This window comes from Streptococcus sp. 27098_8_186 (genome assembly GCF_041432055.1).
Classification (GTDB): Bacteria; Bacillota; Bacilli; order Lactobacillales; family Streptococcaceae; genus Streptococcus; species Streptococcus dentalis.
On the sequence record NZ_JAPVYV010000003.1, the window covers coordinates 134,440 to 157,176 of the forward strand.

Below are 22,737 nucleotides of genomic sequence, written 5' to 3' on the forward strand. Positions count from 1 at the left end.
TCCCCATTATAACATAGCGAAGGACAAGAATCTTTTGGTAGAAGCTGAAGATTTCTACTTTCTAATGAGAATGGCAAACAGGAATCATTCGGACAGAGCGAAAAAGCCCAATCATTTGATTAGGCTTTTTCATGTTAGTCTTGTTTTGTTTTACGAGAGAGTCCAAAGGCAGCACCCATGCTAAGAAGACCAAGACCTAGAGTCGTCAAAGCAATGGAGTTTTTGCTTCCTGTATTTGGAAGACTTGCTTCTTTTTGAGGAAGAGCTGCAGGTGCGATATAGACTGCTGTTTTGGCAGGCTCGTTTTTAGCTGGTGTGAATACTGTCGGTTTCGCAGGTGTTACAACAGCCGGTTTTTGAGGAGTAGGAGTCGGTGTTGCAGGCGTTTGGATGCTAGGTGTTTGTGGTTTTGCTTTCGCCACGCGATGAGTTTTTGAAATCAACTCATATTTGTCTGTTTGTACCTTGAAGACACGACCTTTTTGGACGGTTTCAACGACTTTATTGGCAAATTGAACGTTCAACAAGTCAGCAAAGTTTTTGTTAATATTTAGGTAAAGACCATTTGTTCCATTGACCAATGGATCAAAGTCTGTTTTAATAGATTTATATGTTTTACCAACTACGGTCAAAGAGATACCTGCATCTTGAAGGGCCTTCAGAGTCGCTTCTTTCGTTGGTGTATCTTTTGTAAGATCAATGTCCTCGTCTGTAATCAAGAAAGCAAAGCGATGGTTGTTTGCCCCAGTCCCCCAGTTGTAGTCCGCTGAAGTAGCGATGTGGTGCAATGGAACAGTAGCATTTTCATCAGCACCAAAAGTTTTGATGGTTTTCAGAGCAGAAATGAAACTTTCTGGATCTGTTGTGAATTTTGATCCATTAAAATCATGGTATTTTGTACGGTCTGATCGTTCATATTCAACCAATCCTAAACGGGCTTGAATATTTTTAGCAGAAAGATTGCGAACGAAGGTCTCAACATTTTTCATCGTATTATTAATATGGTCGTCCATTGAGAACGATTTATCAATGACAAAGACGATGTCGGATGTTCCTTGGACTTCTTTTTTATTGACCACATCTGCTTCTTTTGTCACTTCGACTACAGTTGTTTTATTAACTGTTTCAGTTGTTGTCTCAGTGTAGTCAGCTGTTTCTTTGGTTGATGTAGCTGTCTTGGTAGATGACACTGGTTTTGAAGTGCCAACAGGTGTGTCTTGATCGGATAAGCTAGTCGTTTTGATGGTTGCTGTTGAAGTAGTGGTTGTGTCTGCGCCGTCTGTTTTAGCAGATGGGCCAGTTTTCTTGACGTCCACAGCGATGACATCTCCAGCTTTTGCTTTATCAGCGGGAACAACTGGTGTATTGGCTTTGGCGTTAATTTCTTCTGTTGCAGCGGTGATAGGTGATTTTGTGGCTGTAGTAGCTGCAGGAGCGGCTTGGGTTGTGCTAGGTGCAACGTCATCAGCAGAAGCGATAGTCGTTCCTGTGAAGACCGTTCCTAAAACAACGGAAGCTAAAGTTAAAGTTTGTTTACGTGAAATAGTATATTTTTTCAAAATACGTCCCCTTTTTAATAAACTTTTTTCTATCATACAGGTTTTTGAAAAACTTGTCAACGGTATAATAATCAAGGGTTTTTGGTTTTCTTTTATCCCTAGTTATTGATAAAGAACCGATTGAGGAAAATATTCATAAAATAATTTAAATATACAAATAGTGTAATAGAAAAAGGATTCCTACTAATTCGCAGGAATCCTTACTTTATCGCTATTTCTACTATATTTTTTATCCGTAAAAAATACTAGCTAGTCACTTTATTTATGTTTCTAAATCAACACATAGGTTTCAACCGCTTGCCCAGCCCCGTTTTCATTGTTGGTCTTTGTCACGACAGTCGCTCCCTCTTTCACTTCTTGTGGAGCGTTGCCCATAGCGACCCCGATGCCTGCTTTTTTGAGCATAGGGAGGTCGTTGAAGTTGTCTCCCATGGTGAGGACTTCTTCTAAGCTCAAGTGGTAGTGGTTGGCGAGTTCAACCAGAGCATCCTCTTTAGAGACGTGCTTAGCCGTGACTTCTAGGTAGTTGGCTTTGGAGAGATAAAAGGCGGTAGAAGGGAAGTCGTCGGTAGAAATAGCACGATAGAGGGCTTGGATCTCTTCTGCTTCCCCAATTAAGAGCAATTTGTGGAGGGGCTTTGTCGCATCCAGTAAAGGATCCAATAGGGGAAGAATGATAGGTTTTTCTCCTGTAATCCGGGCCTCCTCTTGGCTCCATTGGTCGAGATGATCGGTCATCCAGTCTTTTCCACTATAGAGGTTGATCGAAACCTGAGGAAAGTGTTGGTTGGCCCAATCAATAAATTGACGGGCTTCAATCTTGTCTAAGGGATGCTCAAACAGAACCTGCTCTCCTTTTTGGATCAAGGCTCCATTGTAGCAGGCCATAGGACAGACTTCTATGCCGAGCTCTTTGGCAATGGGTGCCATCCCTTTTGGAGAGCGAGCAGAGGCCAGCACGAAAGGAATCTTTTCACGCTTTAAATCCGGGATCAATGATGCTAACTGTGGATCGATCTGATGGTGGTCATTTAAGATGGTGCCATCGATATCGCTGATGATGAGACGAATGTGAGACATAAAGATTACCTCCTAATAGAGAATAGTGGTTTCGTTGCCGACTTGTTTAAGGATTTCAGGGCTTGGTTTTTGGTCGGTAATCCAATAATCAAATTGCTTGAGACGAGCAAGATAGTAGTTGGCATTTTGGGAGAACTTGCTGCTTTCTGCCACCAGCACCTTGGTACGAGCCCGTTCAAAGACGAGGGATTTGACGGCAACGTCTTCAGCATCTTCAAAGGTGACTTCGCCATTGGCTAAGCTACTTGCTCCAAAAAAAGCGAGATCAAAGCGAAGATTGTCCAGTATTTGTGCTTGATTCGCGTCATAGTAGAAGCGGTTTTTAGGGTAGAATTTCCCTCCTAAAAGATGAAAGTCAACCTGGGAATGGCTACTGAGCTGGATGGCATTGTCAAGGGAATGCGAATAGACTGTGACTTCCTTATTAAGTAAGCCGGCAAGCAGGGTCATCGAAGTGGAAACGTCGAGAAAGATCACTTGTCCCTCTTGGATCAATTGCAGGGCCTTTTGAGCCATGGCAGTCTTTTCCTTGTTAGCCTTTTGACTGCGGTCTAGATAAGAAGGGCCAGGTTCTTTGTTTAAGGGAAGGAGCCCACCGTGGGTCCTACGGACCAGCTGGCGTTGGCTAAGGAGGGCAAAGTCTCTGCGAATAGTATCTTTTGAGACCTTAAAGTAATCAACCATTTCTTTAGCTGATAGCTGTTTTCGCTCTTCTAAAAGTTCTAGGATTTTTTCGAGCCGTTGTTCCTGGTACATGAATTCGCTCCTTATTTCTGTTCTTGTCTTCATTGTACACCATTTTGTAAGCGGATGCAAGTTTTGTTAAGTGTTTTTAATTGTTTTTAAGTGTTTCTGATCTTATTTCTTGCAAACCCTTATTTTGACGTTTGTTTTAAAGGGGGAATTCTGCTATAATATGTCAAAATAAAGTGGAGGTTTCCTTATGGCCAGTGAATATGAAAAAATGATTGCAGGTGACTATTATAGACCTGCGGACCCTGAATTACGGGCTTTGGCAAAAGCCTCTCGGGAGAAACAAGAAACTTTTAACCAAGAGGTGGATCCTAAAAAAGGCGTAGCTATCATCAAAGAGTGGTTTGGATCAACCGGTGAAAACCTCTATCTCAATCGTCAGGTTCTTGTGGATTATGGGGTCAACATCCATCTAGGAGAAAATTTCTATGCCAATTACAATTTGACCATGTTGGATGTATGTCCCATTACGATCGGAAAGAATGCCATGATTGGTCCTAATTGCCAATTTTTGACGCCCTTGCATCCACTGGATCCAGACGAGCGCAATTCTGGTCTTGAGTACGGAGCTCCGATTACGATTGGGGACAATTTCTGGGCAGGAGGAGGTGTCACCATTCTCCCTGATGTGACGCTGGGTGACAATGTGGTTGCTGGCGCAGGAGCAGTGGTCACCAAGTCTTTCGGCGACAATGTGGTCCTTGCAGGAAATCCAGCCCGTGTCATTAAAGAAATACCCGTCAAAAAGGAGAAGAAATGATCCATAAACATGAAATTCCTATTTTAGAGTTTGACGACAATCCACAGGCGGTCATTATGCCGACCCATGAGGGACTCGATCTGCACCTACCTGAAAAATGTGTGTATGCTTTCCTGGAGGATGAGATTGAGCGCTTTGCCAAAGCTGTCGGAGCCAAACAAGTAGCTAGCTTTGTCTCAGCTACCAAGACCTATCCGGTCTATGTTATGGAGCACCAAGGAGAGGAAATCTGCTTGGCCCAAGCGCCAGTTGGATCTGCCCCTGCTGCTCAATTCATGGATTGGTTGATTGGCTATGGGGTGAAGAAGATCATATCGGCAGGTAGCTGTGGCGTCTTGGTGGACATAGAAGAAAATGCCTTCTTGATCCCGACCAAGGCCTTGCGAGATGAGGGAGCCAGTTACCATTATGTCGCTCCTTCTCGTTATATAGAGATGGACGGCCGTGCCCTGACTGCTATTGAAACAGTTCTCAAACAAGCGTCCATTCCTTATCAAGAGGTTATGACCTGGTCAACGGATGGCTTTTATAGAGAAACACCTGACAAGGTAGCCTATCGCATCGAAGAAGGGTGTAGTGTGGTGGAGATGGAGTGCGCTTCACTTGCTGCAGTGGCCCAGCTTCGTGATGCGGTTTGGGGCTTGCTCCTATTTACCGCAGATTCTCTTGCAGACCTGGAAAATTATGACCAGCGTGACTGGGGCTCTGAAGCATTCGAGAAGGCCTTAGAATTATGCCTAGAAATGGTTCATTACTTGTAGGTCTATTCTCTTTTTATGATACAATGAAGCTATGTTAGTGAAATCATATTTTAAACAATGGCAGGCTAAGCTGACTCGCCTGTCTCCAGCAAGGCGAATCTTTCTCAGCTTTGCCTTGGTTATCCTGGTGGGCTCGCTCTTATTGAGTCTGCCCTTTGTTCAGCAAGTAAGCTCAACAGCAGGCTATATCGACCACCTCTTTACAGCAGTCTCTATGGTCTGTGTAACAGGGCTCTTTACTCAGTCGGTGGCTTCGACCTATAACGGCTGGGGGCAATTGATTTGTATGCTCTTGATTCAGATTGGGGGCCTAGGGATCTTGACCTTTATCGGTCTCTTCTTTATGGAAGGTCGCCAAAAACTTAGTTACAAGGACCGGCAGACCATTCGAGACAGTTTTAGTTTTAGCAATAACCAGAGCTTGGCCCGTTTTGTCCGCTCCATCTTTATTACCACCTTTACCATCGAAGGGGTGGGGGCCTTGCTCCTCATGACCCGCTTTATCCCTCGCTTTGGCTGGGGGCATGGGATCTTTAACTCCATCTTTGTTGCGGTCTCGGCCTTTTGTAATGCGGGCTTTGATAATTTTGGAGGCGATAGTATGATGAGCTTCCAGACCGATTGGTTGGTCAATCTGACCTTGTCTGCCCTTATTATTACTGGGGGCTTGGGCTTCATGGTTTGGTTTGACCTGGCCACCAAGGCCCGTAATCAATCGGGACGGCGAACTCTTCGCTTCCATACCAAGGTGGTTCTCTGGTTAACAGCTGCGATCCTTCTCTTTGGGACAGTGACTAGTCTTTTGACCGAGTTTAATAATCCAGCAACGATTGGGTCCCTTCCATTAGGAGAGAAGATCTTGGTCAGCTTCTTCCAAACTGTCAGTATGCGGACAGCTGGTTTTGGTTCGTTGGATTATACAGCAGTCCGGCCAGTGACGCTCTTTATCTATCTCTTACAGATGTTCCTAGGAGGAGCACCAGGCGGGACAGCAGGAGGGATGAAGATCACCACCTTCTTGGTGCTGATTCTCTTAGCGCGCAAAGAGTTGCTTGGCTTGCCACATACCAACCTGGGTAAGCGCACCATCGCACCAGACTTGGTCCAACGCTCTTTGGGGACGGCAGTGATTTTCCAGTTGACTTTTCTCCTTGGACTCTTTGGCCTTTGTCTCGTGACTCCGGATGGTCAACGCTTTTTGTACCTGGTCTTTGAGGTAGTATCGGCTCTAGCGACAGTAGGCGTGACAGCCAATGTGACCTCAACCTTAAATGGAGCAGGGCTGGGGATCATCATGGTGCTTATGTTTATCGGTCGGATCGGCCCCTTGACCCTTATGGTCAGTTTGAACAATTACAAAGCTAAGAAGGCAGATGCCTTGCAATATGCTAAAGCAGACATCATTATCGGATAGGAGAGACTTATGGCAAATCGAACCATTGGAATTTTAGGATTAGGAATTTTTGGACAGAGTGTCCTAAAAACTCTGCAGGACCAGGATGTGGATATTGTTGCAATTGATGATCACGAAGATGTGATTAATCAGTATGAATCCATGATTACAACTGGAATTGTTGGAGACATTACGGAGTTGGACCTCTTGGATGCAGCAGATATTGGGAACTGTGACACAGTCGTGATCGCGACGGGTGAAAACCTGGAGTCCAGTGTGCTGGCGGTCATGCACTGTAAGGCGCTTGGAGTCGAGCACGTCATTGCCAAGGTCAAAAATGAAGTGACCAAAGAAATTCTGGAAAAGATTGGGGCTGATTTGGTCATCCTGCCAGAGGTAGAAGCAGGCATGTCCCTCGCTAAAATGATTCTTTTCCAACACCGGATTGAAGTTTTCCAGTTGGATGAAGAAGTGGTAGTAGTCGAGTTTACGGTTCCATCCAGCTGGGTAGGAAAAAGCCTTCAGGACTTGGCTGTCAGAGAGGAGTACCATCTCAACATTATTGGTTATCGAGATGCGGAAGATCAACCGCTTCATATTCAGATTGCTCCCGACTTTATCTGGCCAGCTAAGGTACGCGTGATGGCGGTGACAGACAACCAGTATCTGGATAGAATCCAAGACTTGTTAGACTAATCGTGTAATTGAGAGTGGGACAGAAATCGGTAATTCATTAGAATTCGATTTCGTCGTCCCACCTCCGCACAGTTGAGTAGGGCTGTAAAAGCTGATGAAATCAGCGTAGTAGAGCCCACTCAACCACTGCGTCTTGCTCGACAATCCAAAAACAATTGAGAGGCTGGGACTTTTGTCCCAGCCTCAGAATCATTTCACCTATTTTTTAACTAAAATAGGTGAAATGATTCTGCAGAAAAATGATTTTTAATTTTTACTCCGCAGACACCCTCTGTATCTTAATTTAGTCATGGAACTTCCTGGATTGCTGAAATCATCCGCTGGATAATTTCACCTAACGTCCGTCCTCAAGGTCGTCAAGAATCTCTTGTCATTTTTCCTCATGTATGCCTTGGCAGATATGTTTGGATCGAGTCTCACGTATCTCTTGATCCATTGGGGAAGTTAATCTTATAAAATTTTAGGAAAGGCTCTGTCAGGTGTTGACAGGCCTTTTTTTGAGTGCTATAGTAAAATCGTAAACGTTTACACAAAGATGCGAAGCAGATAAAAAGCGGGCAGTCAGGTGCCCCATAAAAAAGAGGAGGAAAGACAAATGGCAGGATCAGTGATACAGGGAGAGAACTACCGAATCTCCGTATTAACGGAATCTTTGGTGCGCTTGGAATATTCAGAGGGTGGTGTTTTTGAAGATGGTCAGACGCAAGTTGTGCAAAATCGTGATTTTGGACCTGTAGCCTGTGAGGTCGTAGAGACAGAAGAGGTCCTCGATCTGCATACGGAGCATCTCCACCTTCATTTTGAAAAGGGACCTTTTACACCGGATCGGCTTTTTATCGAGCTCAAGGGTCAGTATGCAGTCTATGGTAGCCGGTGGCACTATGGAGATCAGCCTGAGACCTTGAAAGGGACCAGTCGGACGCTTGACGAGGTCGATGGAGCTATGGAGTTGGAAGATGGGATCTTGAGCAAGGCCGGTTATGCTCTTTTGGACGATTCCAGTTCCTACTTGTATGATGTCGAAAGCGGATTTAGAGCACGGCCATGTCCAGAAGTGGATCTGTATTTCTTCGGTTATGGGCGCGATTATCTAGGGGCCTTGAAAGATTTTTACCATCTAACGGGACAACCCCCCCTCTTGCCACGTTATGCTCTGGGAAACTGGTGGAGTCGGTATTGGCCTTATACCAGTCAGGAGTACATAGATTTAATGGATCGTTTCAAGGCTGAAGGGGTGCCTTTAGCTGTCAGTGTGATCGATATGGACTGGCACAAGACAGCGATTCCTGCTCGCTTTGGAAGTGGTTGGACGGGCTATAGTTGGAACCGGGACTTGATTCCTGATCCAGCTGCCTTCTTACATGGTCTGCATGAGCGTGGTTTAAAGGTGACCTTAAATGTCCATCCAGCAGATGGCATTCGCGCCTTCGAAGATGCTTACCCCTTGGTCGCAAAACGCTTGGGATTAGATGCGGAAAAAGAAGAAGCGGCTAGCTTTGACTTTTACAGTCCAGCCTTTCGCGAAGCTTATTTCGAAGATGTCCACCATCCCTTGGAAAATCAAGGAGTCGACTTTTGGTGGATTGATTGGCAACAGGGAAGTCATGGCAAGATGGATCCCCTTTGGTTGTTAAATCACTATCATTATCTAGACAATTGCCGAAAAGGCCAAGCTGGTCTCATCTTATCGCGTTATGGGGGTCCTGGTAGCCACCGGTATCCGATCGGTTTTTCAGGGGATACCATTGTGACTTGGGAATCCCTAGCCTTTCAACCCTATTTTACCAGCACAGCTTCAAATATCGGTTATACGTGGTGGAGTCACGATATTGGTGGCCATATGCGGGGTTACTATGATGAAGACTTGGCTCTTCGCTGGTTGCAATTTGGGGTCTTTAGTCCGATCAATCGTCTCCATAGTTCTTGTAATGCCTTTAACAGCAAGGAACCGTGGTTTTACTCGCCTGAGACCTGTCGCTGGATGAAGCAGTATTTGCGCCTGCGTCACAGCTTACTGCCTTATCTTTACACCATGAATGTGGCGACGCATGAAGAAGGACTGCCTTTGATTCAGCCTCTCTATTACCATTACCCAAACGAAGAAGAGGCTTATGAGGCTAAAAATCAATATTTCTTTGGTAGTGAACTCATGGTGGCCCCAATTACAGAGGCTCTGGATCCTGTCTATCATAGTGCTTCTGTGAGTGTTTGGTTCCCAGACGGAGTTTGGTATGATTTCTTCCACGATTGGAGATACGAAGGAAAAGGCAAGCTTACAGTCTTTAGAGCTAGCAAGGATATTCCGGTCTTTGCGCGTGCAGGAGCCATCATCCCTATGGATGCACAACCGCAGACAGGGGTAGAGCTCCCAGAAATGCTGGACTGGCATCTTTTCCCAGGTGACAATCGTTCCTTCGTACTCGTTGAAGGAGAAGGAGATAACAAGGTTGAAACCCGCCTAACTGTCAATTGGGATGAAAGAAAGATTAAGCTGGATGTAACAGATGATCGAACGCTGCTTCCTGAAAAGAGACAGCACCGGTTCTTCCTCCATACCTTTGAGACAGCCCCTATCTTAGTGGATAATCACAGTCAGGAAATTGCGATGGGTGAGCTGCGATCACGTCCTATTGCCAAAGAAGATCGGATGTTTGAGCTCTTGAAATCTGCCAACCTGGCCTACGATAGGAAGAATGAATTATTTGCGGCTTGTTCAACAGCCAAGGATTGGAAACAGTTGATGAAGATCATTACATCTTTAGAGGAAGGTTTGCGTCAACGTCTCTTTGAAGTGATTTATTCCAGTGAAGAGAATGAAGACTTGTAAATTCTTGCAATTTCACCCCTATTTTTGTATGATGAAAGTGATTTCACAATCATAAAGGAGAAGAAAAAATGGAACAAAAATGGTGGCATAATGCCGTAATTTACCAAGTTTATCCAAAGAGTTTCAAGGATAGTAATGGCGATGGCATCGGGGATCTCAAGGGGATCACGAGCAAGCTAGACTACTTGGAAAAATTAGGGATTACCGCGATCTGGCTCTCACCAGTCTACAAGAGTCCCATGGATGATAACGGCTATGACATCTCGGATTACGAGGATATCGCCTCCATCTTTGGTAGCATGGAAGATATGGAAGAATTGATCGCAGAAGGCCATAAACGCAAGATCAAAATCATTATGGACTTGGTAGTCAACCATACCTCTGATGAGCATGCTTGGTTTATCGAAGCACGTGAAAATCCAGATAGTCCAAAGCGGGATTTCTATATTTGGCGCGATAAGCCCAATGGCATTATTTCTGCTTTTAGTGGCTCTGCTTGGGAATTGGATGAAGCATCAGGCCAATACTACCTGCATAACTTCAGTAAGAAGCAACCAGACCTCAACTGGGAAAACGAGGAGCTTCGTCATCAGATCTATGACATGATGAATTTCTGGATTGACAAGGGAATTGGTGGCTTCCGTATGGATGTCATCGATATGATCGGTAAGATCCCAGATCAGGAAATCATCAGCAATGGACCCATGCTCCATCCTTATTTGAAGGAAATGAATCAAGCTACCTTTGGCGATAAGGATCTGCTCACCGTGGGAGAAACTTGGGGAGCGACTCCAGAGATTGCTAAGCAATATTCCAATCCAAAAAATCAAGAATTGTCCATGGTTTTCCAATTTGAACATATTGGTCTTCAATACCAACCGGGTCAACCAAAATGGCACTATGCTAAGGAATTGGATGTGCCAAAATTGAAAGAAATTTTCACCAAGTGGCAGACGGAATTAGGAGAAGAGGAAGGCTGGAATTCCCTCTTTTGGAACAACCATGATTTGCCACGGATTGTGTCAACTTGGGGGGATGATGGCGACTATCGTGTCAAATCTGCCAAGGCTTTAGCGATTCTGCTTCACTTGATGAAGGGAACTCCTTATATCTATCAAGGCGAAGAAATCGGGATGACCAACTATCCATTTAAGACCCTTGAGGACGTAGAAGATATTGAGTCAATCAACTATGCTCATGAAGCCCTAGAAAAAGGCGTGCCGCTCGAAGTGATTATGGATCAAATCCGCCATATTGGTCGGGACAATGCCCGGACACCGATGCAGTGGAATGATGAAGCAGAAGCTGGCTTTACGACAGGTCGTCCATGGCTTGCGGTCAACACAAACTACAAAGAGATCAATGTGGAGGCTGCCCTAGCAGATCCAGACTCTATTTTCTATACCTACCAAGCCCTCATTGCTTTGAGAAAAGAGTACCCTTGGCTTGTGACTGCTGATTATGAATTGGTGGACGCAGCAGACAAGGTTTTTGCCTACAAGCGGGTAGAAGGAGAGCAAGCCTATCTGGTGGTTGTCAATCTCTCCAGTCAAGAGCAAGACTTACCGCTCGTTAATGGGGTTGAAGAGGTTCTCATTGCCAATACCAAGGTAGAGCAAGTCCTCGAATCAGGCAAGTTGGCCCCTTGGGATGCCTTCTGTGTTAAATTAGCCTAATGAAGCAAATGAAAAAATAGGGGAAATTACTTCCTCGTAGAAGCAGGTCTTTCTCGATAGAGAAGGCCTGTCAGATTGGGAACGACGTCATCTAAAAAACTTTCCTTAGGTGAGGACGGACGTCAGCGAACTTCTACGAAGTTCCAAGACTAATTATTGAGCCTTAGGTCTCAATAATTCCGAGTGCTAGAAACAATAGTGTTTCTAGCACTTTTCTCACGGCGGAAAGTTTCACTAGATGATAGAATCATTTTAACGAATACATTTTTATAGAATTTCTAAGATTTGTAAACAGAAGTAATTTGTTTATGCTTGCACAGGTCTTTCTCAGCAGAGAAGGCCTTCTTTACTTTTTAGGGGCTGTTCTTCTAGCAGAATCCGCTCAAAAATCCGCTCAAAATCCGCTCAAAAATGGTTTTGGGGATGCTTGGGTTATAGGAAATATTTATAAGAAGTCCTAGTTTTTGCTTTTGATTTCTGCTCTCAAGGCCCATTAAATCTGTGTTATAGTTTTTGGCTATATCAAAATTCGTGTAAAAGCAATTATACAAGACAGCTATCTTCTGATATGATAGTGTCAATTAGAATTTTTGGAGGACACAACATGTCAACTACAATTATCGGTTTCCCACGTTTGGGTGAATTCCGTGAATTAAAATTTACAACTGAAAAATACTTTAGAAAAGAAATCTCAGCAGACGAGCTCTTGGCAGCTGCTAAAGACTTGCGTGCTAAACATTGGAATATCGTTAAAGAACAAGGCATCTCAGAGATTCCTTCAAATGACTTCTCACACTACGACAATTTCCTTGATGCAGCCTTCCTTTTCAACGTTGTGCCTGCATCTGTTCAAAACTTGGATTTGACAGACCTTGAACAATACTTCGCTTTGGCGCGTGGTTACCAAGGTGAAAAAGGGGATGTTCGTGCCCTTCCAATGAAAAAATGGTTCAACACCAACTACCATTACATCGTTCCTAAATTTGAAAAAACAACAGAAGTGAAATTGGCTGGTCACAAGATTTTTGATGAGTACCAAGAAGCCAAAGAATTGGGAATCAACTCTCGTCCAGTAGTGGTTGGACCATTCACTTTCCTTCAATTATCTGACTTTGAAGATGGTGTGAAAGCTGAAGACTTCGTAGACAGCTTGGTTGCTGCTTACCAAGAAGTCTTTGCCAAATTGGCTGAGCTTGGTGCGACTCGTATTCAACTCGATGAGCCAGCTCTTGTCAAAGATTTGTCAGCTGAAGAAAAAGCTCTCTTCTTGAACCTCTACAACAAACTCTTGGCTGACAAGAAAGGCCTTGAAGTCTTGATCCAAACCTACTTTGGTGATGTTCGTGATGTCTATAATGACCTTGTGAACTTGCCAGTTGATGGTATTGGTCTTGACTTTGTTGAAGGCAAGAAAACACTTGAATTGGTGAAAGGTGGCTTCCCAGCTGATAAGACCCTTTATGCTGGTATTGTGAATGGGAAGAACATCTGGCGCAACAACTATGAAAAGAGCTTGGAAATCTTGGATCAAGTTCCAGCTGAAAAGGTTGTTTTGACAACTTCTTGCTCCCTTCTTCATGTGCCATTTACAACGGCTAACGAAGATTTTGAACCAGCTATTTTGAACCACTTCGCCTTTGCAGTTGAAAAATTGGGTGAATTGCGTGACTTGGATGCCATCCGCAATGGTCAAGGGGCAGAAGCTCTTGCTGCCAACAAGGAACTCTTTGCAACAGAACGCGTTGGAGCAAATGCTGAACTTCATGCTCGCATCGCAGCTTTGACAGAAGCAGACTACACTCGTTTGCCAGCTTTCGCAGAACGTGAAGAAATCCAAAAAGAAGCCTTCAAGCTTCCAGCACTTCCAACAACTACCATTGGTTCATTCCCTCAAACTAAGGAAGTACGTGCCAAACGTTTGGCCTTCCGTAAGGGTGAATTGACACAAGAAGAATACGATGCCTTCCTTGCTGAAACGATCGACGAATGGATCAAATGGCAAGAAGAAGTTGGATTTGACGTACTTGTACACGGTGAATTCGAGCGTAACGACATGGTTGAGTACTTCGGTCAAAACTTGTCTGGTTACCTCTTCTCTAAAAACGGTTGGGTACAATCATACGGTATGCGTGGGGTGAAACCACCAATCATCTGGGGTGATGTGACTCGTCTTAACCCAATCACTGTCAAATGGTCTAGCTACGCACAAAGCCGTACAGACAAACCGGTTAAAGGGATGTTGACTGGACCTGTTACCATCCTTAACTGGTCATTCCCACGTGAAGACATCTCTATCAAGGACTCAACTCTCCAAATTGCTCTTGCTATCAAGGATGAAGTTCTTGACCTTGAAGCTGCAGGCGTGAAGATCATCCAAATCGACGAGGCTGCTCTTCGTGAAAAATTGCCACTCCGTCGTAGCGACTGGTATGAAGACTACCTTGACTGGGCGATTCCAGCCTTCCGTTTGGTACACTCAACTGTCGCACCAGACACCCAAATCCACACTCACATGTGTTACTCAGAATTTACAGATATCATCCCAGCTATCGACAACTTGGATGCAGACGTTATCTCATTTGAGGCAAGCCGTTCAAACCTTGAAATCTTGGATGAGTTGAAAGCGAAAAACTTCCAAACAGAAGTTGGACCTGGGGTTTACGATATCCACTCACCACGTGTCCCACAAGACGGTGAAATTGATCATACTATCGAAGCAATCTTGGCAAAAGTACCAAGTGGCAAAGTTTGGATCAACCCTGACTGTGGTTTGAAGACTCGCGGAATTAAAGAAACAAAAGAAAGCTTGATCAAGCTCGTTAATGCTGCTAAAGAAGCGCGTGGACACTTGTAAGAAATGTTTCGAGGACCTTCTATCATCGTGTAGAGGGTTTTCGAATCGTTCCTTTATCCTAGAAATAGTGGCTCAGAGTTCTTGATCAAAGAAACAAAAGAAAAGGATAGAATATGTCACAACACACACCGTCTCTGTCATTTGAAGTTTTTCCTCCAAATCCTGAAGTAGGCAATGCCAAACTCTTACGTGCCTTGGCAAATATGCAGGAGCTAGCTCCTCACTTTATTAGTGTGACCGCTAGCAATAATAAATACAATATCAAAGAGACGACTGTTGCTTTAGCCAATTACATTCAAAATGAATTGTCTATTCCGACAATTGCTCACTTGCCAGCAGTCTATTTGAGCAAGGAAAAAGTGGCTGATACTCTTCAGGAGTTAAATGAAGTTGGGGTGCATCGGATTTTGGCTCTGCGTGGGGATATTATCCCTGGTGTGGAACCTTTAAAAGACTTTCGTTATGCAACGGATCTGATTGAATTTATTAAAACAGAAGCTCCTCATTTTGAGGTGATTGGTGCTTGCTATCCTGAGGGACACCCAGATTCTCCAAACCAAATTTCAGATATTCAAAATCTTAAAAAGAAAGTAGATGCAGGGTGCTCTAGCTTGGTCACTCAACTTTTCTTTGACAATGAGCGTTTCTATGATTTTCAAGATAAGTGTACCTTGGCTGGGATCGATGTTCCCATTCATGCAGGAGTGATGCCGATTCTCAATCGCAATCAGGCCCTTCGTCTCCTTAAGACTTGTGAAAATGTTCATATCCCACGGAAGTTTAAAGCCATTCTGGACAAGTATGAGCATGATCCAGAGTCTCTTCGCGCAGCTGGTTTGGCTTATGCAGTTGATCAAATCGTTGATTTGGTTACTCAAGATGTGGCAGGTGTCCACCTTTACACCATGAACAATGAAGATGTCGCTTACCACGTCTATCAAGCAACAAAGGCGTTATTTGCTCATCAACCGAATTTTGAAGTGAATTAATCAACACTTTTAGTAGGAAGTGTAGAGATTGAGAAAGAATCGTTCTCAATCTCTTTTTATTTGGATAAATCACTTGCTAAAAGCCAACTTTTTTTTTATAGTATAACTAAGACGATTTTGGAGGCGCTTGCAATGAAGAAAGATCTCACGTTAAAGTTATTTGGACCCCCTAAGGTTGTTTTCAATCAGAAAACTATTCGGTTTTCTTTCTCTAAGATGGAGGCCTTGTTTTATTACTTGGCGGTCATGGGGCAAGTCAACCGTGATGAAATAGCCGGTATCCTTTGGGGAGATAAGGAAAATCAAGTAGCTCGCAAAAACTTACGGAATACGGTTTACCAAGCCAATAAAATCTTTGAGGGAGATATCATTGTCTCACCAAGCCGGAGTAGTTTGGCCCTTAATCCTGACTTGAATCTTTCGCTGGATGTTCAGCTCTTTGAAAGAGATCCACTAAGTGCCTTGGATCTCTATCGGGGAGACTTTCTAGAGGGCTTCTATGTCAAGGATGATGAAGACTTTGACCAGTGGGCTTCTCGCAAACGAGATGCTTATAGGAAGCTCTATGTCGAAAGTTGCTATCAAAAAATTGAGCAAGTCGGTTTTGCAGATCCTAGTATAGAACTCTTGCTCCATCATTTGGTAGAGCTGGATGAATTTGAAGAGAAAAACTACCAGCTCTTGATGGAGTATTATAGCTTCCATCATCAGCTAGGAAAATTTTTTGAGACTTATTATAAGCTAGTCGATTTATTGGATCGCGAGCTCAGTGTGCATCCCAGTCGAGCGATTGAGGAACTTTATCACTCCGTTTTGGAAGCCAAACGAACTCATAAACTGAGTCATCGCTTAAATATCCATGAACTTCCCTTCTTTGGTCGGAAGCAAGAACTCTCTCAGCTCGAGGAATACCTCTCTTTAGTGGAGACGGGTGAAGCGGTAGGACCGTTTCTCGTGATAGGGCAATCTGGAACAGGTAAGAAACGTCTGTTGCGGCAGTTAGTCTTGATGTCCAATCGCAGTTTTAATTTTATCAAGGTGGAAGGAAGAGCTACTAGCCAGCGCTACGAAGGAAGCAGCTGGAATGATTTCAGACAAGCGCTAGAGAAACTAGGCGATGAGATGGGGATTTTCCTTCTGGAAGAGGAGGATGATCTCATTTCGGTATGGAATCAGCTTCAGAGCCTTAGCAAAGAAAAACCGCTCCTGATTCTGCTTGAAAATGCCCAGTGGATCGATGCAGTGTCTCTAGAAAAAGTGAAACAACTAGAGGAGAGAAGAAACCAGGAGAAATGGCAACTGATTTTTACAGCTGAAGAGCCTCTACCAGCTTCCTTTGTCAACTTCTTGGGGAGCTTGAAGGTAGAGAAACGGCTGTCTCAACTAGAGTTGACCAATTTTGATCCAAGTGAAAGTCGTGCTCTCTTGAAAGGGGAACTGGGAGCAATAGAGCCGGCAGTGATGGAGCAGATGGTCGGATGGAGTGAAGGCAGTCCGTTCTTGCTGTCCAGCTATATCGAAGAGTGGAAAGAAAATGAAAATTTAGAACCCTTGCCTGATATCATTCAAGCTTATCTTTCTCAGGAACTTGGGGATATGAGCAGTGAGGAAGAGGCTCTTCTACACTACTTATCTTGTTTTCATAAGCCAATTTCTCTGTCTATCTTGGCAGAATTGACGGCTACAGAGCTTCCTGTTTTGATAGAATTAATCGAGCCTTTATCTGAAAGAACGGTCGTCTCAATCGTAGAAGAAGGAGAGGCTCTCATGGTTCAATTCTGCAAGCAATTGGTAGCTATGTACTTTTACCATCTTCTTTCGCCAGCTAGACGGCGGCTCTTCCACCAACAAATTGCGCAAAAATTGGAAGAAACTTTAGAAGATTCGACGGACCTTCTTCTTTATAAGGAAACTGCCTACCAATACAAGCAATCCCAAAATCTTTTGCGTTCCTTATCTTTTGAGTTGACCTATCTAGAAGAAATCCTTCAGCTGGAGCATGAGCTGTTTCCGATTTATTCCAAGGCAGATGAGGGGCTCCTATCAGATGGTTCAAATAGCCATTTGGACATTTTTGGAGAGCTATCCCGCATACGTCAAGAATTAGATAACCTCTTTTCAAGGCACCAAAGAGATAGAGAATACAAGTATTTACAACTGCGTTACTTGTACTTAGAAGGTCGCTATTTTATTCGAAGTGGGGAGTATCAAAAGGGGATTCATGATATCCAAAAAGTCATCTCCTATGCGCGGGAACTCAAGCAATCCGACTTCCTCTTAGAGGGTTATCGGCAAATCATTTATTATTGCATTCAAACGGAAAATATCTCTGAGATGGCCTATTATACAGATTTGGCTTTGGAAGATGCCATCCAAGCTAATAATCATGAGGTCATCGCGATCCAGTTGCGTTTGAAAGGCTTGTATCACCTGATGGTTGGGGATGAGGAGCAGGCGACCCGGCATCTGTATCGCTCCATTGATTGCTTTAGTTTGACCAATAGCATGCAGGCCAAGTATGCCATTCAAATTGCGGCTTCTTTGGCCTACCTCGCTGAAATCGAGCAAGTGAGAGGCCATTTCCAAGTAGCTGTCACCCACTTAGAAGAGGTTCTGCGTTTGGTGGGAGATCAGGCTGTTGATTCCGTCCGTGTCGTCTTTGATATTGATCTTGGGATCGCCTATTATTGGAAGGGAGATTTGATTCAAGCTCGTCTCTGTTTTGACAGAGCTCAGAAGATTTTGTCCAGTGTTCGCTTCCCTTGGAAGGAAGAATTGCTCGAATTTTATCAATCCTTGATCGCCTGTCAGCAAGAATATCAAGAAAAGGTTGCGGCTTATCTGGCTCGAAAAGAAAGGACGATGAAACAATCGGCCAATTCACGGGATAAGGGGATGGTTCATTATCTATTAGCTTACTTATCTGATCAAAAGGAGAGAGGAGAAGAGCTTGCTCCTGCCTTAAGGACCTTCTTGAAAGAAGATAAGAATTACTACAAAAAGGTGGCAGAGCAACACTTGAATCCCTACAGAGATCGTCAGCTTCTTAAGAAATTAAAAGACATGTAGTGTCTCTTGCCTAAATCATAAGAGAGGGCTAAGTGGCCTGTCCTCCTTTCAGACAAAGATCATTGTGTCTGAAATTGAAGAAAAAGCATAGAAATACACCAGCAATGGGTGTTTCTATGCTTTTTATGTGTGTAGAAATCTTCCTAGTTCAGTTTTTGTTGCGCCAATATTTGGGTCAAGTAAAAGATAAAGGTCGCAGCAAGATTTGAAGTATGATTGTCAATGTCATGAGGAGGAGAAACTTCCACGACATCAAATCCGATTAGTTTGCCACTAGCAGCAATGTGTTGGAGAAGCAGGAGGGCTAGTTTAGGATCGACACCAAGTGATTGGATGGCGCTAACACCAGGAGCAGAGCCGACCGCAAAGCAATCCATATCAATAGACAGATAGATCGCGGTTTGGTTTTCTAAAAATTGATCGATTCGATCCAGAATGGCTTGGTGGCTCATCTGGAAGAGATCTTGGCCAGTTAAAAAATCAATGCTTGGTGTTTTAGCAACGTAATTAAAGAGGAAGAGGTTGTTATTATGCTCTTGGATCCCCAGGATGAGGTAAGGGAAGTCCTGACCTTTTTCTTTCGCATGATCAGCCATTTGACGAAAACCTGTTCCAGAATTGGGACCGGTTTGGTCGTAAGGTCGCAAATCAAAGTGGGCATCCAGATTGATCACAGCCAGTTGTTCATCTTTTTCTAAACTGGATTGAATCCCTAGATAGTGGCCGTAAGCAGTTCCGTGACCGCCTCCTAGGACAATAGGTTGGATTCCTAATTGGTACATACGCTGGATCGCTTGTGAGAGACTTTCTTGGAGTTCTTCTAATGAATGGTTGGGCCCGTCAATATTTCCCACATCATACACTGTCACATTGGTTCCCCAGTGCCATGGAAGTTTAGCGATTTGAGAACGGATGGCTGTAGGACCCTCGACCGCTCCTACGCGCCCATTATTGATATAGACTCCTTTGTCGCTCTTAAAGCCGATGATCCCAAAGGTCATCCCCTCAAATGGAGTGAGGGTCTCGTCGTTTAGGTCTAAAAATTTGGTGACCATTCCCCATTTGGCCGTGTAGGGATTGTCCTCGATGCTACCTTGGTAGTAGCTGTAGGTCATTGGATAGTAGTTTGTGAGCAAGCTTGTCGCCTCCCTTATTTTTCTGAAAGCAGGCAGAGGCTGAGAAGATCGCCAGCCTCTGTTTTGCTTTATTCTTACTGTATCAGTATTGAATGCTTAAGTCAACTGCTTTTTCGATGGTTGCTAAGAATTCTTCGCTTTCGACAACAGCAGATGCTTTATTGAGTTCTTCAAAGATTTCGATATCTTTGTCAAATTCAATGAAGTTCAGTTTTTGACGAATCAGCTCATAAGCTGGTTTTGTACCTTTACCAAGTTCATGATTTTCTGGCTTGAGATCCAAGGCTTGGCAAGCTGCCATGATTTCAGTAGCAACGATGCGACGTGAGTTTTTAAGAATTTCTGCTGCTTTACGAGCGGCAGTCGTTCCCATGCTGACGAAATCTTCTTGGTTTTCACAAGATGGAATAGAATCGACACTAGCAGGGTGAGCCAAAATTTTATTTTCCGATGCAAGGGATGCACAAGCATACTGGGTAATCATGAAGCCTGAGTTGAGTCCAGGGTGTTTGACCAAGAAGGATGGTAATTTACTGAGTTGGCTGTTGACCAAGCGTTCCACCCGACGTTCAGATACGTTCCCAATTTCAGAAAGGGCGATTCCTAGGAAGTCAAATGGTTGCGCCATCGGTTCACCGTGGAAGTTACCTCCTGAGATGACGTGGCCTTCTTTGGTGATGATTGGGTTATCTGTTACAGAGTTGATTTCGATTTCAACTTTTTCTTTTACGTAAGCAATAGAATCCTTGCTGGCTCCATGTATTTGAGGGATACAGCGAAGTGTATAAGGATCTTGTACCCGTTGTTGAGTCGCAACAGTGGTATTCTTGCTTCCTTCAAGAAGGTTACGGATGTTGCGAGCAGTTGCCAATTGTCCACTTTGTGGGCGGATGGTATGAAGGTCTTCTTCGAATGGACTGGTAATTCCATTGTGAACTTCCATTGAGAGAGCACCAGCGATATCAGAGAGTTTGAGCAATTGGATACCATCATAAGTCGCAAGAGCACCGATACCCGTTAGGACGGTTGTACCGTTGATCAAGGCAAGCCCTTCTTTGGCAGCCAATTGGATCTTTTCAATTCCAGCACGATCTAGGGCTTCTTGACCACTGAGAAGTTCTCCTTTGTAATAGGCACGTCCAAGACCCAACATTGGTAAAACCATATGAGAAAGAGGAGCAAGGTCTCCAGAAGCTCCGAGAGAGCCTTTTTCAGGGATATAAGGAGTGACTCCTTTGTTGAGCAATTCTAACAGTTTTTCAACGGTTGACAGACGAATGCCAGAATAACCTTTCAAGAGTGAGTTAATACGGATCAGCATGATGGCACGAACGGCATCTTCAGGAAGTGGATCACCGAAGCCAGATGAGTGAGTTCGAATCAGGTTTTCTTGAAGTTGAACAGTATCTTCTGGAGAGATGCTGACATTACAGAGGGAACCAAAGCCAGTGGTTACACCATAGACGACTCGTTTTTCCCGGACAATGTCATCAACGATTTTACGGGATGCGATAACGGCTTCTTTGGCTTGTTCATCAAGCTCACATTGGGCACCGTGCCGAGCTACAGCGATGACTTCTTCGAGTGTTAAGCTATTACCATCTAAATGAATCAATTGAGTCATATAAAACCTCCGATTATGAATAGTTGTTCTGTGGAAGTAGTGTTGTTTACTTCGGTTTGAATACCAAACATGGGCCCATTGTCTATTGATCTAAAAAATTGAAAAGAGTCATAGAGAAAAGGGCTCAGGTTTGATATTCGTGGAGTCCTAGATGGGTTAGGGAGCAAAACCGAGCTTCGCTCCCGTCTCTGTTCCCATCTACTGTGTAAAGAAAATTAGTGAGGAAGGGTTTTAGATTTGTGTAGTTTATCACCGTGGAAAACAAAGTAGAGTCCACTTGCGATCACTAGGCCGATGGCACCCCAAACAAAGTTCATCATGTTGTCCCCTGCAATCATCAAGATACTGATCACAACGGCTAGAACTGGGATAACGGGACCAAATGGTACTCGGAAGGTAACCTTTTTGTCTGGGTACATTTTTCTGAGTTTGATGGCTGCCAAAGCAGTTGGAATGTATTGGAAGAAACGGAAGACAACACTGAAGGTTGCTAATGTTTCGAAAGAGCCAGATAACAAGAGTAAGAAGGCGAAGATACCAGAAATGATAATGGCAATGACAGGGGCATTCTTAGAGTTTGTTTTTCCAAGCCCTTCTGGCAAGAGTTTTTCAGTTGCTAATGCGGCACCAAAACGAGGGACCATGATGGATTCACCGATGTTTAGACCGGCGATTGAAATGAGGGCTCCGTAAGAAACGAGTGGAGCTCCGATAGGGCCAATCATTTCGACAAATGCGTCTTGTACCGGTGCACCGGTTTGCATAATGCGACCACCAAGCATGGCGATTGTTCCTGCGATGATCAACATGTAGAGAACAGATACAATACTAATAGAACCTAGAATAGCGCGGGGAACGTTCTTTTCAGGGTTGCGCATTTCCCCTGCAACGATAGACATGGTTTCAAATCCGATGAAACCGTAGAAGATGTAGACGGCTGTACTAGAAATAGAACTGAAGAGGTTTGTTCCACTTTCCAATTGAAGGAAAGGTGTGAAGTTGCCTTTGCTCACGCCACCGGAAATGAAGAAGATGGCAAAGAGTGAGAAGAGGACAATTGGAATTAATTTTGCAACAGTAGCTGTCAGAGTAAACATCTTAGAGGTTTTCAGACCGGCAATGTTCATCAGACTCAAGAGAATCAGCATACCGATACTGATCGGAAGGTTGTAGCCTTCAAATGCTGGGAAGGTGATGATGAAGATCTTAGCAAAGCCGGCTAACATGGCAGCCCAAGCGATAACAGTAACGGCCCAACCGAGAATCCCAACGTTAAAGCCAACGAAGTCTCCGAAAGCGGCTTTTGAGTATTGCATGGCTCCACCGTTTTTGTCGAAGTAGCCAGCTGTTTCAGCCAGACAGGCTGATAGTAGCATGACGAGAATGGCAACCCCGAACATGACGGCTAGAGAAGCTGGTCCGAGGCCGGAATAAATTTTTTGAGGGAGGAGGAAGATACCAGATCCGATCACGGCATTGATACCGTAAAGAGTGGCACCGCTAAAGCTGAATTTCGCTTTTTCTTGTTCCTCAATCGACTGTTTATGTGCTCCGTTCATA

Annotated in this window: 15 protein-coding genes and 1 pseudogene; 10 read left to right on the forward strand and 6 right to left on the reverse strand. The window is 44.1% G+C overall.

The genetic code is table 11. The annotated features are described in order from the left end of the window. Positions 1 to 134: 134 nt before the first annotated feature. From O3602_RS04855 to O3602_RS04865, 3 genes are all read right to left on the reverse strand, one after another. Complete coding sequence (locus O3602_RS04855) at positions 135 to 1,559, reverse strand: vWA domain-containing protein (RefSeq protein ID WP_371611257.1); 1,425 nt, start codon at positions 1,557 to 1,559, stop codon at positions 135 to 137. A 270-nt stretch (positions 1,560 to 1,829) separates the two neighbouring features. After that, positions 1,830 to 2,639, reverse strand: a complete 810-nt coding sequence (locus O3602_RS04860) for a Cof-type HAD-IIB family hydrolase (protein ID WP_371611258.1) — start codon at positions 2,637 to 2,639, stop codon at positions 1,830 to 1,832. A gap of 12 nt (positions 2,640 to 2,651) precedes the next feature. Further along, positions 2,652 to 3,395: a DeoR/GlpR family DNA-binding transcription regulator gene (locus O3602_RS04865; RefSeq protein ID WP_371611259.1), complete on the reverse strand. Its 744-nt coding sequence runs from the start codon at positions 3,393 to 3,395 to the stop codon at positions 2,652 to 2,654. A 187-nt stretch (positions 3,396 to 3,582) separates the two neighbouring features. On the opposite strand from O3602_RS04865, the gene O3602_RS04870 reads away from it, so the two are divergent. From O3602_RS04870 to O3602_RS04915, 10 genes and pseudogenes are all read left to right on the forward strand, one after another. Beyond that, positions 3,583 to 4,152: a sugar O-acetyltransferase gene (locus O3602_RS04870; RefSeq protein ID WP_371611260.1), complete on the forward strand. Its 570-nt coding sequence runs from the start codon at positions 3,583 to 3,585 to the stop codon at positions 4,150 to 4,152. Beyond that, positions 4,149 to 4,913, forward strand: a complete 765-nt coding sequence (locus tag O3602_RS04875; protein WP_371611261.1) for a nucleoside phosphorylase — start codon at positions 4,149 to 4,151, stop codon at positions 4,911 to 4,913. Before O3602_RS04870 ends, O3602_RS04875 begins: the two co-directional genes overlap by 4 nt. Positions 4,914 to 4,944: 31 nt before the next feature. Further along, the gene (locus tag O3602_RS04880; protein WP_371611262.1) at positions 4,945 to 6,327 is read left to right on the forward strand and encodes a TrkH family potassium uptake protein; all 1,383 of its coding nucleotides are present in this window, start codon (positions 4,945 to 4,947) and stop codon (positions 6,325 to 6,327) included. Positions 6,328 to 6,336: 9 nt separating this feature from the next. Continuing rightward, positions 6,337 to 7,002 carry a TrkA family potassium uptake protein gene (locus O3602_RS04885; protein WP_003005075.1) on the forward strand — a complete coding sequence of 222 codons (666 nt, stop codon included), beginning with the start codon at positions 6,337 to 6,339 and terminating at the stop codon, positions 7,000 to 7,002. A gap of 355 nt (positions 7,003 to 7,357) precedes the next feature. Next, positions 7,358 to 7,450, forward strand: a pseudogene (locus tag O3602_RS04890) (CPBP family intramembrane glutamate endopeptidase); the annotation flags it as partial. 147 nt (positions 7,451 to 7,597) lie between these two features. Further along, positions 7,598 to 9,829 carry a glycoside hydrolase family 31 protein gene (locus tag O3602_RS04895; protein ID WP_003005408.1) on the forward strand — a complete coding sequence of 744 codons (2,232 nt, stop codon included), beginning with the start codon at positions 7,598 to 7,600 and terminating at the stop codon, positions 9,827 to 9,829. Between the two features lie 68 nt (positions 9,830 to 9,897). Beyond that, positions 9,898 to 11,505 (forward strand): alpha-glucosidase, encoded by a 1,608-nt coding sequence (locus tag O3602_RS04900; RefSeq protein ID WP_371611263.1) that lies wholly within the window; start codon positions 9,898 to 9,900, stop codon positions 11,503 to 11,505. A gap of 604 nt (positions 11,506 to 12,109) precedes the next feature. Beyond that, positions 12,110 to 14,359: a 5-methyltetrahydropteroyltriglutamate--homocysteine S-methyltransferase gene (metE, locus tag O3602_RS04905; protein WP_003013223.1), complete on the forward strand. Its 2,250-nt coding sequence runs from the start codon at positions 12,110 to 12,112 to the stop codon at positions 14,357 to 14,359. 113 nt (positions 14,360 to 14,472) lie between these two features. After that, positions 14,473 to 15,348 (forward strand): methylenetetrahydrofolate reductase [NAD(P)H], encoded by an 876-nt coding sequence (gene metF / locus O3602_RS04910; RefSeq protein ID WP_003013322.1) that lies wholly within the window; start codon positions 14,473 to 14,475, stop codon positions 15,346 to 15,348. Positions 15,349 to 15,480: 132 nt separating this feature from the next. Further along, positions 15,481 to 18,417 carry an AAA family ATPase gene (locus O3602_RS04915; protein WP_371611264.1) on the forward strand — a complete coding sequence of 979 codons (2,937 nt, stop codon included), beginning with the start codon at positions 15,481 to 15,483 and terminating at the stop codon, positions 18,415 to 18,417. Positions 18,418 to 18,560: 143 nt separating this feature from the next. Here the strand turns inward: O3602_RS04915 and hutG are convergent, their stop codons facing one another. The 3 genes from hutG to O3602_RS04930 form a co-directional block, all read right to left on the reverse strand. After that, positions 18,561 to 19,553, reverse strand: coding sequence for a formimidoylglutamase (gene hutG, locus O3602_RS04920; protein ID WP_024054987.1), 993 nt, complete (start codon positions 19,551 to 19,553; stop codon positions 18,561 to 18,563). A gap of 82 nt (positions 19,554 to 19,635) precedes the next feature. After that, positions 19,636 to 21,177 (reverse strand): histidine ammonia-lyase, encoded by a 1,542-nt coding sequence (gene hutH, locus O3602_RS04925; protein WP_070595442.1) that lies wholly within the window; start codon positions 21,175 to 21,177, stop codon positions 19,636 to 19,638. A gap of 215 nt (positions 21,178 to 21,392) precedes the next feature. After that, positions 21,393 to 22,736, reverse strand: a complete 1,344-nt coding sequence (locus O3602_RS04930) for an APC family permease (protein WP_003005025.1) — start codon at positions 22,734 to 22,736, stop codon at positions 21,393 to 21,395. Position 22,737: the final 1 nt, after the last annotated feature.

Bases quoted from the DNA above. Each gene is read 5' to 3' on its own strand.
- O3602_RS04860 (WP_371611258.1), bottom strand. From the start codon at position 2,639: ATGTCTCACATTCGTCTCATCATCAGCGATATCGATGGCACCATCTTA.
- O3602_RS04865 (WP_371611259.1), bottom strand. From the start codon at position 3,395: ATGTACCAGGAACAACGGCTCGAAAAAATCCTAGAACTTTTAGAAGAG.
- O3602_RS04870 (WP_371611260.1), top strand. From the start codon at position 3,583: ATGGCCAGTGAATATGAAAAAATGATTGCAGGTGACTATTATAGACCT.
- O3602_RS04875 (WP_371611261.1), top strand. From the start codon at position 4,149: ATGATCCATAAACATGAAATTCCTATTTTAGAGTTTGACGACAATCCA.
- O3602_RS04880 (WP_371611262.1), top strand. From the start codon at position 4,945: ATGTTAGTGAAATCATATTTTAAACAATGGCAGGCTAAGCTGACTCGC.
- O3602_RS04885 (WP_003005075.1), top strand. From the start codon at position 6,337: ATGGCAAATCGAACCATTGGAATTTTAGGATTAGGAATTTTTGGACAG.
- O3602_RS04895 (WP_003005408.1), top strand. From the start codon at position 7,598: ATGGCAGGATCAGTGATACAGGGAGAGAACTACCGAATCTCCGTATTA.
- O3602_RS04900 (WP_371611263.1), top strand. From the start codon at position 9,898: ATGGAACAAAAATGGTGGCATAATGCCGTAATTTACCAAGTTTATCCA.
- metE (WP_003013223.1), top strand. From the start codon at position 12,110: ATGTCAACTACAATTATCGGTTTCCCACGTTTGGGTGAATTCCGTGAA.
- metF (WP_003013322.1), top strand. From the start codon at position 14,473: ATGTCACAACACACACCGTCTCTGTCATTTGAAGTTTTTCCTCCAAAT.
- O3602_RS04915 (WP_371611264.1), top strand. From the start codon at position 15,481: ATGAAGAAAGATCTCACGTTAAAGTTATTTGGACCCCCTAAGGTTGTT.
- hutH (WP_070595442.1), bottom strand. From the start codon at position 21,177: ATGACTCAATTGATTCATTTAGATGGTAATAGCTTAACACTCGAAGAA.
- O3602_RS04930 (WP_003005025.1), bottom strand. From the start codon at position 22,736: ATGAACGGAGCACATAAACAGTCGATTGAGGAACAAGAAAAAGCGAAA.